This is a genomic window from Leptolyngbya sp. KIOST-1 (genome assembly GCF_000763385.1).
Classification (GTDB): domain Bacteria; phylum Cyanobacteriota; class Cyanobacteriia; order Phormidesmidales; family Phormidesmidaceae; genus Nodosilinea.
On sequence record NZ_JQFA01000004.1, the window covers coordinates 1,690,751 to 1,704,585 of the forward strand.

The 13,835-nt window shown below is 61.8% G+C and carries 7 protein-coding genes; 2 read left to right on the forward strand and 5 right to left on the reverse strand.

Features of this window, described 5'->3' with window-relative positions; all coding sequences use genetic code 11:
* Positions 1-41: 41 nt before the first annotated feature.
* The 3 genes from NF78_RS24550 to NF78_RS28575 all read right to left on the reverse strand — a co-directional run bounded on the left by NF78_RS24550 (position 42) and on the right by NF78_RS28575 (position 7,771).
* On the reverse strand, positions 42-749 hold the full coding sequence (locus NF78_RS24550) for a hypothetical protein (RefSeq protein WP_035992555.1): 708 nt from the start codon (positions 747-749) through the stop codon (positions 42-44).
* A gap of 379 nt (positions 750-1,128) precedes the next feature.
* The gene (locus NF78_RS24555) at positions 1,129-1,731 is read right to left on the reverse strand and encodes a YdcF family protein (protein ID WP_081972903.1); all 603 of its coding nucleotides are present in this window, start codon (positions 1,729-1,731) and stop codon (positions 1,129-1,131) included.
* A gap of 82 nt (positions 1,732-1,813) precedes the next feature.
* Entirely contained in the window at positions 1,814-7,771 is a 5,958-nt protein-coding gene (locus NF78_RS28575; protein WP_052050910.1) for a PAS domain S-box protein, read from the reverse strand.
* A gap of 432 nt (positions 7,772-8,203) precedes the next feature.
* Here NF78_RS28575 and NF78_RS24565 point away from each other — a divergent pair, with 432 nt between their 5' ends.
* On the forward strand, positions 8,204-8,980 hold the full coding sequence (locus NF78_RS24565; RefSeq protein WP_156119958.1) for an HpsJ family protein: 777 nt from the start codon (positions 8,204-8,206) through the stop codon (positions 8,978-8,980).
* Between the two features lie 74 nt (positions 8,981-9,054).
* Positions 9,055-9,912 carry an archaeosortase/exosortase family protein gene (locus NF78_RS24570; protein ID WP_035992556.1) on the forward strand — a complete coding sequence of 286 codons (858 nt, stop codon included), beginning with the start codon at positions 9,055-9,057 and terminating at the stop codon, positions 9,910-9,912.
* 271 nt (positions 9,913-10,183) lie between these two features.
* Here NF78_RS24570 and NF78_RS24575 read toward each other — a convergent pair whose 3' ends face one another.
* Both NF78_RS24575 and NF78_RS24580 read right to left on the reverse strand, forming a co-directional pair.
* Positions 10,184-12,502: a polysaccharide biosynthesis tyrosine autokinase gene (locus tag NF78_RS24575; RefSeq protein WP_035992558.1), complete on the reverse strand. Its 2,319-nt coding sequence runs from the start codon at positions 12,500-12,502 to the stop codon at positions 10,184-10,186.
* 26 nt (positions 12,503-12,528) lie between these two features.
* The gene (locus tag NF78_RS24580; protein ID WP_035992560.1) at positions 12,529-13,665 is read right to left on the reverse strand and encodes an SLBB domain-containing protein; all 1,137 of its coding nucleotides are present in this window, start codon (positions 13,663-13,665) and stop codon (positions 12,529-12,531) included.
* Positions 13,666-13,835 lie beyond the last annotated feature (170 nt).

Sequence of the window (13,835 nt, forward strand, 5' to 3'; positions counted from 1 at the left end):
TGAGTAGCGTTTTGAGAGTCATGTCTGAGCTGGGGTTTGGGTTAATTCAAAACTACGGTTGGCCGCCGTCGGGGGCGGCGGCGTAAGAGAACAATGGCCGCGATCGCCAGCAGGCCCAGGGCGCTGTGCATTTCAAAGGGCACGTCTTGGATCTCGGCAGCAGAGTATGGATCGTTGCTCGTACCACCGGTCGTCTCAAAGACCGTTTGGGTGGCGGTGTTGTCGCCTGTCACATCGCTGCTATTGGTCTCACCGCCCCCTGGCAGAGCCAGGGAACCGGCGGAGGTGGTGGCGTCGGTGACGGGATCAGAGTTCGTCAGGGTGAAATCACTGTCTGAGGTGCTGGCGCTGAGGTCGCCGCCGCTGGCGATCTGGGAGCCGCCGCTTTGGGTTTCTCCCTCGATTTCCAGTAGGGAAACGCTGTCGCTGAGTTGCAGGGAGGGGTCGCCGGTGTAGAGAATGCTGTCGGCGTTGGGGTCGCTGCTGTACAGGGTGATGCCCCCGGTGGTGGACGCCATATCGGTGCTGGCCATGGGGGCCAGGTAGCCGTCGCCGTCGCTGTAGAGGCTGGTGAAGCCCTCCAGCCCCGAACCGGCGGTGGTCTGGTCGTCGAGGCTGCTGGTATCCACCAGCCAGAGGTTGCTGCCTGTCAGGGTCAGCGCGTTGCTGTCCTGGGTGCCCAGATCGCTATATTCAACTTGTTCAAGCTCGGTAGAGTAGGTGTCGATGGTGCCAACGGAAAGAGACATGATGATTACGGGGTAACGACGACGGGTAGGGGGAGAAGCGGTGGAACCGCTCTCCCAGGGATGCTACTGGGTACACACAAGTCTGGTTTGGCCTTATCTCCCCCGACTTGGCCCCCCAAATCCCCCAATTCTGGGGGACTTTGAAGTCCGACCCCCCCGATTTCGGGGCCAGGGCGGCCAAAATCGACGGCGGTTCGCGAGATGGGTGTACTTAGTCGCCCTGGGGCGAAGGGCAGGGGTGAGGGCAAACGGTCGGGCGGTCATTCTGGAGGCCGCTAAGGCGACTTCTGGAAAACTTTCTCCCTAATGGTGGGCAGTGCCCACCCTAGGGTGGTTGTAGCCGCTGGATAGAGCAGGGATTTTCTTTTTCAGAAACCTCCTAAACGTTGCGGATGGCTGCACCGCTCCAGCCGGTGGCCAGCCAGATCCAGGAGCGCACCATGTCGCGGCCAATGCGGAAGGGGGATTCTGCTGGCCGGGTGGAGGGGGTGACCACGGGGGTAAAGGCGATCCGGTGACTGCCCAGGATGATGGTGGCAATCGCCCGAGCCCTGGCCATGTGGTAGTCGGAGGTGACCAGGTAGAGGTGATGGACATTCTGGTGCTGGAAGGTTTTCACCAGGGTGGTGAAGTTGGTGACGGTATCGACCGCCTGGTAGTCGAGGGTGATGCGATCGCGGCTCACCCCAAGGGCATCAAAGATGGGATAGGCCTGGTCTGGACCGAGGCCGGAGGACAACCAGACCGGCAGACCGGGGCGCAGGCTGGCCAGGCGGGCGGCGGTGCCCTCGCGATCGCGCTGTCCGCCCAGGATCAAAATGCCGTCGGGCTGGGGCCACAGCCAGTGGGCGATCGCCAGGTTGATCGGACCATAGAGCAGCAGCAGACAGGTGCTGCTGAGCAGGAACCGCCAGAGAAACCGTCTCCAGCGCCGCCACAGCCCCAGACCTGGTCGAGAAGCAGAGGGACTCATCGTTTGCATTGAGGCATCCAGGGACGAGACAACAACCTGTTTCTACTGTTGGGCAGGCGGGGTTGCGATCGCGGTTGCGCTGGTGTCTAACTTATTCGGGCTGGGCAAACTGGGTCAAAAAGGCGGCGGCGGCCTCGGCAGGCAGCGGCGGGGCAAACAGGTAGCCCTGGGCGCGATCACAGTTTAGTCGCTTGAGGTACTGCAGCTGAGCCTCGGTCTCTACCCCTTCGGCGATGATCTTCAGGCCCAGGCGATTGCTGAGGGTGATGATCGTCTTGACAATTTCGGCATTTTTGCCGCCCGGCGTCATGTGCATGACAAAGGAGCGATCGATCTTGAACGCGTTGACCGGCAGCCGGTGCAGGTAGCTGAGGGACGAGTAGCCGGTGCCAAAGTCGTCGATGCTGACGCGAATGCCTCGGCTCTGCAGCTTTTCGAGCACTTGCACCATGGGTTGCAGCTGCTCGATCAGCATACTTTCGGTGATCTCCAAGGCCAGGTGCCGTCCGTCCAGCCCGGTTTCGGCCAGAATGCGATCGATGCTACTCAGCAGATCGGGGTAGATCAAATCGGTCACCACCAGATTGGTGCTGATGGTCAGGTCGCTGTGGTCGGGAAACTGCCGTTGCCAGGCCACCAGCTGACGGCAGGCCGTCTGCAGCACCCAGCGATCGAGGGGGGCAATCAACCCCGTTTCTTCCGCCAGGGGAATAAATTTGTCGGGGGAGATAAAGCCCCGAGTCGGGTGTTGCCAGCGCACCAGGGCTTCGAACCCACTGACGCGGTGGCGCTGGATGTCGATAATCGGCTGGTAGTAGACCACCAGTTCTTCGTTGACCAGGGCGTTGCGCAGGTCCTGCTCCAGCTGCAGGCGCTCCAGGGCATAGACATGCATGGCTTCGTTGAACAGGGCGTACTGGTTTCTGCCTTGACCTTTGGCCCGGTACAGGGCGATATCGGCATCGCGGAGAATCTCGGCGGCGGTCTGGTAGGCGGCAGGCCCCACTACCAGGCCGATGCTGGTTTTGACAAAGATTTCCCGCTCACCAATCGTCAACGGCTGCTGAAACGCCTGCAAAACCCGCTGGGCAAAGTCCGTCGGTGACTGGGCCTCGGTTACGGGGGGCAGCACCACGACAAATTCATCCCCGCCCAGGCGAGCCGCCAGTCCTGCCGGGGGGAGCAGGGCTTTGAGCTGGCGAGCTATTTGCACCAGCACCTGATCGCCGGCGGCGTGGCCGAGGCTGTCGTTGATCACTTTGAAGTGGTCAAGATCGAGATACAGCACGGCAAACTCGGCCTGCCCAGGGGTTTGCCCCTGCTGGAGAATGCAGTCGAGCTGCTGGGTTAACAGGTCGCGGTTGGGCAAGTCGGTGAGGCTGTCGTGCAGGCTGTTGTAGCGCAGCTGGTCTTCGCTGCGTTTGCGATCGCTGACATCGCGAAACACCACTACTCCCCCCATCGATCGCTGGGCGGCGTCCCGCAGGGGCCGACCCGACACCTCCAGGTAGCGCCCCTCGGGGCAGTGCTGATGGCGCATAACAATTTCGACCCGGTCAAAGGCTTCCCCCTGCACAGCCCGCCAGAGGGGCACTTGATCGGGTGGGCAGGGCTGGTTGTCGGGCAAAAAGAGGCCCCAGTGGGTTTGCCAGTCCATTGGCTCCACCGGGGGAGGCTGCTCGATTTGGGTGATTTGCCGACCCGCCGGGTTATAGAGCATGATCTCGCCCGCCTGGTTGGCCACCATCACGCCATCGCCCATACCGTTAAGAATCGTCTCCAGTAGGGTGGCCTGGTTGCGGAGTTCGGTGGTGCGCTGCTGTACCACCCACTCCAGATCGTCGTTGAGCTTTTGCAGGGCCAGTTCGGCCTGTTTACGCCCGCTCACATCGGCTACGTATCCCACTATTTCTACCGGGTTGCCCTGGTCGTCACGGATTAGTCGGAGTTCATCGTGGACCCAGTAGTAGTGGCCAGCCTTGTGCCGCAGGCGATACTCGTGGGCGTAGGTGCCGAAGCTAGACAGGGTCTCTAGCCCCTGCAAGACCTGCTCAGCATCGTCTGGGTGCAGGCAGCGAACCCAAAAGTCTGGTTCAGCCAGCCATTCCGCTGGGGTATAGCCCAAAATTCGCTCGATATTTTCGCTGATGTAGGTACAGGAGAAGTCCCCGGCAGGCTCACAGGTGTAAATGATGGCTGGGCTGGCCGACAGCAAAAACTGAAGGCGCTCCCGCAGCCGCTGCATTTCTCGCTCTGCCTGCTGGCGATCGCTGATGTCGCGAAAAATGCTCTGGGCCATGGGCTGGCCGTTAATTTCGATGATTGCAGCGGTGACCTCTACGGGCCGCAGCTGGCCATCTTTGCGGAGCACCTGGGTGAGCATGGGCGGAGCATTGCGGTGCGTCAGGAGATCGGTAAAGGTAGCGGTATCTCGCTCCAGCGACTCGGGGGGATGCAGCTGGAAGACGTGCATGCCCAGCAGCTCGTCGTAGCTGTAGCCCAGCAGCGCCAGCGCTTTTTGGTTGACATCCACCACAATGCCCTCGCGGCTGGCCATGATGATGGCGTCACTGGCACCGTCCATCAGGCGGCGGTAGCGAGCCTCACTCTGGCGCAGTGCTGCTTCGGTTCGCTTGCGATCGCTAATGTTGCGCACCACTACCAGGGCTTCATCGGCACTGATCGCCCCGATCCGGACTTCCTCGTAGACAATGCGCCCCTCTCGTTCGAGCTGGTGCTCGTAGACCTGGAGATCTCGGGTGGCGATCGCCTGCCGAACCGCCGCCAGCTGCCGCCGCAGCAAGGGCTCCGCCAGAACCTCGGACAGGTGGCGAGTAATTGGGAAGAACTGCCCCGAGACATGGGGAGAGCAAATCACAGCCCGGCAGTCGCCACTGGTCGTGACGCGCAGCAGCAGGTCGGGCAGGGCATCGATCACCATCCGCATTTGGGCCTCGCTCTCCCGCAGCGCCGCCTCGGCCCGTTTGCGATCGGTAATGTCAAAATTGACGCCAATGGCCCGGGTGACCTCCCCCTCAGGGGTGCGTTCGTAAAAGCCATAGGCCTTCAGGTGGCGAATGTCGCCGTTGGGGTGGACCACCCGAAATTCGGTGTCGTAGGGCCGCTCTCCCCGAACGCCCTGGTCAGACCTGGCCTTGGCCCCGGCCAGGTCCTCGGGGTGAATCCGTTGCTCCCAGTCCGTTATCGAGCCGCCAAAGTCTGCGACGGCAATGCCGTAAAGCTCGCACATGCGATCGTCCCAGATCAGCTGGTTTTGGGCGACGTTGTACTCCCAAATGCCAAACCGCCCCGACTGCACCGCCAGGGACAGGCGCTGGGAGAGTTGTTCCAGCTGGGCCTCTTTTTGCTTCAGGTCGGTGATGTCGCTCAGAATGCCGCCGAAAGCCACGGGTTCGCCCGTCTCGGGGTGAGTGATGACAAAGGCATTGTGGGTGGTGGGAATGGCTGCCCCGGTCTGAAAATGCCGCAGATTGACCTCCCCCTGCCAGGTGCCACCCCGGCGCAGGGGCGGCAGCACGGTTTGTTCTAACCAGGGCCAGTCGGCGGGGAAATGGAAGTCGGCAAGGGCATAGCGACGGATATCCGCCGTTTCGGGGAGGCCCACCAGCTGCCGTCCGGCCCGGTTGAGGTAGGTGATGTGGCCGTCCAGGTTAGCGGTAATGATAAAGTTCGTGCTGTGTTCCACCAGGGCGGCCAGCCGTTGCCGTTCCGCCAGGGATTGCTGCAGCTGAAAGTTGGCCTGCTGGAGTTCGGCGGTGCGGGCGGCAACCTGGCTTTCCAGGGTTTGGTTCAGCGTCTGAAGGGCATCGGTGGTGGCCTGGCGATCGAGCTCGGCGGCCACCCGGGCGGCAAACACCCGCAGAATGTTTGTGGCCCGGCCCAGATTGTGGATCGGCTTGTCATCCAAAACGCACAGGCTACCGATGCTGTCGCCAGTTGAGTTGGTCAGTCTGACTCCGACGTGGGCCTCCGCGCCCAGATCTTTGAGCAACGCCTGGTCGGGAAACTGCTGCTGGAGGTCTTGGGCGCAGGCAAACAAGCCTTCCCGAATGGCTACCCCACAGGGGCTATTGGTCAGGGATCCAGAAATATTGGGTTGAATTTGGCCATCGGCCCAGAAGGCGTAGGTGGTGAAGGCTTCCCCCAATTGTTTAGAGATGATGACATAGCGGATTTGCAGAGCCGCCGCCAGGTAGGCCGCCAGGGCCGGGAAAAAGTCCTGGCCGGTGACGGCGGCTGCCCCCTCCACCAAATCGTGCAGAGCCCACTCAGCCTGCTTGCGGGCGGTAATATCTTCGACGGTGGCAATAAAGCAGGGGTCTGACTGGGTGCCATCGCGCATGATGGTGACGCTGAGGCTGCCCCAGACCACGGCTCTGTCTTTGCGGATGTAGCGTTTTTCGAGGGTAAACGTCGAGTGTTTTTGTTGAAGCAGCTGGTGGACTCCCCTGAGAAAGAGGTCTAAATCGTCGGGATGGGTGACCGCCTGAACCGTGCGAGCTAACAATTCCTCCTGGGTATACCCCAGGAATCGACAGAGCTGCTGGTTGGCCTGCAAAAACTGCCCTTCCAAAGAAATTCGGCCGATGCCGACCGTCGCCTGCTCAAAGATGGCCCGAAAGCGCGCTTCGCTTTCCCGCAGGGCTTCGTCGCTCCGCTGCTGCTCAATGGCCAGCCCGGCCAGCTTAGTGGCGGTATCGATCAGCGCCCAGTCCTGGGCATTGGGTTTGCGGGGTTCCCGGTAATACTGGGCGAAGGTGCCCAACACCTGGCCGGTGCGGGAGACGATCGGCACGGACCAGCAGGCTCTTAGGCCGTGGTCTAGAGGCAGATGCTTGCTGGTCTCCCAAAGAGGGTCGGTGGCAATGTCGGCCACAACAACGGGTTCTTTGCGGTAAGCGGCGGTGCCGCAGGAGCCAACCTGCGGACCTATCCGTAAACCATTTACAGCCTGCTGATAGGCTTCAGGCAAACTGGGAGCCGCGCCGTGCCAGAGCTGCTGGTCGTGCAGCAGCAGCACCGAGCCCACCATGCCCTGGGTTTGAGCTTCTAGAAACGTCACCAGCTGGTCAAGCACCTCGGGCAGGGGGTTGCCCAGGGCAATCAGTTCCAGTATTTTCTGCTGGCCCGCCAGCAGACTGGCCTGGCGGTTGCGATCGGCCTCCAAACGGCGGCGATCGCTGATGTCGATGCTGACCCCGGCAAACCCAACTGCAGTCCCCTGGGGGTCGCGAAGCAGAGAATTGACAACGTAGATCGGCAGCAGATGGCCGTCTTTGCGGTAGACCTCAAACTCCCCTTCCCAGTAGCCCCTCTCCTCCACCGTCTGGAGGATGGCCTGCGCCTGAGTTTGGTCCTCCCCAGGAACCAGCACCTCCACGATATTTTTGCCGATGGTTTCCGCCGCAGTCCATTGGTACATGACCTCGGCGTACCGGTTCCAGTGGACAATGTTGCCGTCTAGATCGGTGGCAACAACGCCATTTTTGACCTGGTGCAGCAGCGAGGCCTGAAAGGATACCTGCTTGGCGATTGGGTGGGTTGTGGGCTGGGTCAAGCCGCAGTCCTCCGGCCTGGGCTGACTCAAACCCGAGCAGGGCACCGAATCGAGGGCAGTTTTAAGCCACTGGTTTTCCCATTCCAGGGCCTGAAGCCGCTTTTCCCGCTGGGCGGCGTTTAAGATACGTTGTAAAACCAGGGTCAGCTGAGGCGGCGAAAGATGGTCTGAGCTGAAGTAGTCCCAGGGGCTTTGGGGCATCCAGGGGCCGGGCCCGTCGGGCACCTGGCCATTGGTTAAAACGACCCAGTAGGGAATGGGGCGATCGCGCGGGCGCCAGGCCGTGACCCCCAGGGTTTCTCCGGCCTGGAGGGGAAGAAAAACAATGTCGTAGGCAGCGAGGGCGGCGGCGGGCAGGGGAGCACCAGGAACCGGACGACTCTCAAAGTGATCGAGAGCGGTCAGGGCGGCGATCGCGTGCTTAAATTCAGAGCCCTCCCAGCCGTCAGCCTCTAAAAACAGAATTTTCATCGCCAAAACTGACCTTTGGGTTTCCCGTTCGCTAACAAATAAACGCTTTGCATTCCTGAGGCTCTGGTTCCCCTCCCTGTGCGATCCAGATTTTTCTTTACTCCCTGATAATGTTGTTTTTCACATCACCAAATCCGGGAATTTGCCGAACTTTTTGACTTGCAATATCACTCAGTATTCCTACAGGGGGAATTGCCCGAACATCTCCTTCACCGTTCTTCACCACAGCGAGGGGATAGTTAACAGTGCCCAAAAAGCCTTTAAAGCGAACCAGAACGCAAACACGTTCTCCCTAGGGTGGGCTTAACCCGTTACCAAGAGACTGCTATGGCTTCATTCCCCAGGCCGAAGGCTGCTGCCCAGGCCAACCCTCCCCGGCGAGTTGTCCCACCCGCAGCCGATACGGCCCCCCCCTCCCCCCCCGCTGAGGCTATGGCACAACCCATGGCCATAGGCTACCTATTTCGGCTGGCCAGGGTGGTGGGCTACGGTCTGCTGCTGATCTCGTTCATTGATTTTCTCTATATTCTGATCCCTGCTAAGTTCATGGACCCGGTGTGGGAATACCAGTTTGTCGGCAACCTGATTCGGCTGGTGCCGGTGCCGCTGCTGGCCCTTGTGCTGGTGTTTGGCGGCGACGGAACGGAGCGCCAACCGATTGAATGGCCGCTACTCAAGTTTTTTTCCTGGCTGACGCTGGTATTGAGCGTGATTCTGTTTTTGTTAATTCCGCTAACGGTGGCAAACACCCTGCGAATTCATCAGTTCAACAACGAGCAGATAGCCACTCAGACAAATCAGCAGCGTCAGCAGCTTGAGGCCAATTGGGCTGAACTGGAGCAGGCCACCCCCCAGCAATTGCAAAGCCTGCTCTCGTCTCCCAATTCCGCGCTCAGCCCCGAAGATGCCCGCGCCCAAATTTTAGAGAACGTCACCAAAGCGAAGGAGCAGGCTGACACCAGGGCCAATCAAGCCCGCGCCAATGTGAAGCAAAATCTGATTAAAAACAGCTTGAAGCTGGTTTCGGAAAGCTTTTTGGGCAGCTTTTTGTTCCTCTATGCCTGGTTGATCAGCGGCTGGGCGCGCCGGGGGCAGGGGGCCCTGACCACCGACAACAGGCCCCAGGTCAACCCGGCTACGGTTTTTGGTCGTCGCATCAGCCGCCTGCTGGGCCGCCGTCCCAAGCGAATGCAGCACCGGATTCGCTAGTGCTCTGCTGAACAGTGCCGCCATGGTGCTGGCGGCCTGACTATTTTCTGTTGTTGCCTATCTGGCGTGCTGGCATGCTCAAGTCCCTCCTGCCCTGGTTTTCGGTTTCGAGTTCGTTGGCAGGCTCTCGCCCCCTCTGGCCGATGGGCCTGGGGCTGATGGGTCTGCATTTGGCTTTGATTGTGGCGGTGACAGGGAACCTGGATCAGGCGGTGCTGAGCCTGCTGTTCTGGGCGGCGATCGCGGCCCAGGTGCGCCAGCAGGGGGTTGACCGGCTGGGGCGATCGCCTCAGTGGCTGGGGGTCGTCGCGATCGGGCTGGTTGGCCTGGTGGCCTGGCCCCTGCTGGGTTCAGACCCGGCGATCGCGAGGGCGGTGGTGCGGCTGTTTCCCATCCTGACCTGGGCCAGTTGGTGCCTGCTGGGGCGGCGGTGGCAGGGCCAAGGGCCAGTCTGGGCGCTGGTGCTGGCGATGTCGGTGCCGCCCCGGGCTCTGCCGCTGCTGCTGGAGACGGTTGTGGACTTGCCCCTGCGGGTGACGACGGCGGCGATCGCGGCCTTTGGCCTCCACTACCTGGGGTTTGAGGTGGTGCAGACAGACAGCCTCATTCAACTGCCCACCGGCACGGTCAACGTGGAGTTTGCCTGTACGGGCGCGGCGCTGCTGGGCCTGCTGCTCCAGGTGTCGGTGCTGCTGGCGGCGATCACCCACTGGCAGAGGCTGCCTGCACTGGGGGGCTGGTCGGTGGCGATCGCCGCCCTGCTCAGCGTTGTGCGGGTGGCGATCATGGCCGCCGTGGTCGGCGATGGGGCGGCCTTTCAGTTTTGGCACGGCCCCAGCGGGGGGCAGATCTTTACCCTGGTGGCGCTGGCGGTGCTGAGCTATCGGGGGTTGGGGCGATCGGGGGTGGGTGGGGGGTGGGGTGGCGGGTGAGAGGTGGCGGGTGGCGGGTATGAGGACAAACTTTGGGCGTTGCTGAATTGAGTAATGAATTTGTAAACTTGACATCCTTGCATCGCCCCCTTAAATCCCCGAGTTCTGGGGGATTTTGAGCTTTCTACTCCCCCCAGGATTTGGGGGGTTAGGGGGCCATACCATCCCGCTGACCAGCAACATCCCAAACGTGAACCCTGAAACCCCAAACCAAAAACCGTAAACCGTGAACCGTAAACCGTGAACCGTAAACCGCAACCCACCCCCCTCCTCAAGCCGACTTAGCGTAGAAATCCACCTCATAGTTCTTCACTTTGTTCACCACCAGCCCGACCACCGGCACGCGGGCGATCTGCATACGCTCCAGGGTGCGTTTGAGGGCATCGGCAATGTTGCGGCGACCGAGGGAGGTGACCAGCAAAACGCCGTCGGTCTTGGCCGCCACCAGCCCCACATCAGCCAGCCCCATCAGCGGGGGCATGGTGTAGACCACCAGGTCAAAGTTTTTCTCCATCCGCGCCATCAGGTCTTTCATGCGGGAGGACGACAGCAGACGGGTGGGGTCCAGGGCGGCGGTGCCGGAGCTGATGGCAAACAGGTTGGCTTCCCAGGAGAGGCGCTGGGTGATGTCGTTGAGGGTGGCGGTGCCGTTGATGTAGTTGCTGAGGCCGGGTTCTGACCCGATGCCCAGCAGCGAACTCAGGCGGGTGCCGCCCCGGCGGAACTGGCCATCCACCAGCAGCACTTTGCGCTCCATGGCGGCGGCGGCCTGAACCAGGTGGACGGCGACGGTGGTGGCCCCCTCACCGGGCAGGGCCGAGGTTATAACCAGCGATCGCAGCGAAAAGGTTCCCAGATTGGCATTGAGTGCCCGAAACGCCTCCAAAAACCCGTAGCTGTCGTACTCCATCAGCCAGCGCTCGGCGGGGGAGTTGGCCTCGGGGGCAACGGGCTGGTGGCCATTGGTGCCCTGGTCACTGGTGTCCTGGCCATTGCTGGCTGGGTCACCAATGGCCAGGGCCGCCGGGTTGGTGGTTTTGGCCTGCAAAACGTAGTCCTGCCAGTTGCTCAGCTTGGGGCTGATCATGGTCTTGAGCTGGGTTTTCAGGGCCTCTGCATCGGCGGATAGGGAGGTGGCGGCAGGCCCAGCGCGGAGATCGACCACGTGGGCATCGGGGGCGGCATCGATCAGCTCTGGGTGTAGCGGAATCGCGCCCAGAATGGGGAGGGGTACCCGCTTTTTGAGGTCGTCGAGGGTGTAGTAGGTGTTGGCCAGTTTTTCGATCAGGTAGCCCAGGGCCAGCCCCAGCACCGCCCCCATCAAAAAGCCGCTCACCAGCGACTTGACCGGGCTGGTGCCCGGCTTGCGGCGGGCATTGGCGGGGGGGGTGATCAGCTCCCAGGGAATTTCGTTTTGGGAGGCCTGAATCTGCAAGACCTCCTTGGTTTCGCGAAAGCGGGTGAGGCTGTTGGTGGCCAGCAGCAGCTCGCGCTGGAGTTCCTGGTAGCGGCGAGACACACTGGGCACCGCCTGGAGCTGCTGCTGGAGGGCGTTCTCCCGGCGGGCTAACTCCTGGTCCTGGGCCGAGATCACCTCCATCGCATCCGTCAGCTGGGCGATCTGCCCCTGAATCACCCGTTCGGCCTCCTCAAACAGCAGGGGGGCCAGGTTGCTCTGCTGCCGCTGAATCAGCTGAATGGTGGGGCTGTTGGGGCCAAACCGGGCCGACTCCACGGCCAGCTGCTGGCGCAGCACCTGGTACTCCTGGCGCAGGGTTTCGTAGGCCTCGGACTGGCGCAGGGCGGCCGAAACGCTGGCCTGATCGAGCAGGGCGTTGTACTGCGATTCCAGGGCGATAAACTCGTCCCGCAGCCCCTGGCGGGTCTGATCAATTTGGGCCGTCTGTTTGAACAGCTCATTGGCGAAGTCGTCGGGTTCCAAAAATTGGTAGTTCTGCTGGAGGTCCTGAATTTCCTGGTGCAGACTGTTGACTCGATTTTCAATCAGCGGCAGCCGCTCATCGACAAAGGCGATGCCCTGGAGCAGCTGCGATCGCTGGGACTCCAGGCTGTATTTCAGGTAGCCCTGGGCGATCGCCTCCAGCACCGCTTTGACCTTTTCGGGGTTGCTGTTGGTGTACTGCACCTCCAAAATTTTGGTTTCCCCCAGGCGGTACACGTTGAGCTGGCCAATCACCCCGTCGTAGGTGGCTTCGGGGTAGCGCTTTTGGGCCTCGGCCAGAATGGGGGTCAGGGTTTCGGGGCTGAGCAGCACCTCCACCTGGGTGATGTAGTCCAGCTCCTGGGGTTTAGTGCCCTGCTGGGTGTCGGTGAGGCGGGAGAGATTGCGCTGCTCGCGCACCGGCTCCACCAGCAGGCGAAAGCTGCTCTGGTAGACCGGCACCACCTGGGCGTTTTTGACCACCGACAGGGCACTGGCGACCAGCCCCAGGGCCAGCATCAGCCAGAGCTTGCGGCGCACGACCCCCAGCACAATGCCCACGGTAGAGCCCGGATCGCCCTCCAGCGCCGGGGGAGAAGCGGGGGCGGCGGGGGGAGAATTGGCGGTGATGTCTAGGTTTTGAGTCATGGTAGATGGTGCACCCAAGGGGTGAATTATCGAAGCAGGAGGAAGGGCAAAAAGAGGTTGAGCAGGGAGGACGCGTCGGACAGCGGTTGCAGCACGGTGCCGATGGAGTCGCCGAGGGCTGCCGACCAGTTGCGGCCCACCAAAATCACATCGCGGTCTTGCAGCAGGGGGTTGGTTTCGTCGTTGATGGCGCTGGCAAAGTCCACGGGCAGCGATCGCTGAGTCACCGTACCGTCGGGGTTGAGGCGCAGCAGCTGCACATCCACCCGCCGCGATCGCCGGGTAAAGCTGCCCGCTAGCAGCAGCGCCTCGGAGACCGAGGTGTCGGGGGGCACTTCGATCACGCCGGGGGAGGCAATCTCGCCGACGATGTTGACCCGCATCGCCCCGCCCGAAAACGTAGACCCGGCCAGCTCGCGGACGGTGGCCACGGTGACGGCCTCCGCCTGAGGCACCACAATGGTGTCGCCATCGCGCAAAGGAATGTCCTGGCTGCGATCGCCCTGGGTGAGCAGATCCCACAGGCTGACGGTGATGGTGGTTTCCTGCCGGTTATCGGGGTTGACCCGCCGCACCTGGATAGATCGCAAGTCGGTGCGTTGGGTAATGCCGCCCGCCGCATCCAGGGCCATAGCCAGGGTGGGCAGCCGCCCCTGCTCGGGCGATAGCGAGTAAGCTCCGGGCTGGCCCACTTCGCCAATGACGGCGATCCGCAGCGGACTGAGCTGCGACAGGGTGACGGTAATGCGCGGCTCCACCAAGATCTCGGCGGTGGCATAGCCCTCGGTGATCGCTTGCTCAACGTCGGTCAGGGTTTTGCCCCAGGCCTCCACACGCCCCAGCACGGGCAGGTTGAGCGAGCCGTCGGGCATGACCTGAAAGGTGCCGCTGTAGTCGGGCACATTGGCGACGATCACATAGACAATGTCGCCCACGGTCAGGCGATAGGCATCCAGAGGGTACACCAGGGGCGGCTGGGGCTGGCCGGGCAGCAGCTCCGGAGCTGAACGGCTGGGGTTGAGGGGCTGGCTTGGGAATGTGGCGGCCTCCATGGTGGTAGCGAGACTGGCGGAGGAGAGGCCACCGCCCCAGGCCACGGCCACCCCCAGCGATAGGGCCAGCCAGCGGCGCTGAGGGTGGGAGGTGAAGGGAAGAGAAGGCATGAATACTGATGGGGCTGATGGCTCTCTTCCCTTTTCTCAAAAGGCGATCCTAAATCCGCTCAAATCCTTGAATTTCAGTAGATTCGCGGAGACAACTGGAGCGTAATTAAACCGATTTTGAACGTGGACTTTAGCGCAGACGCGATCGCAATCATCCCCCTTCCACCGTA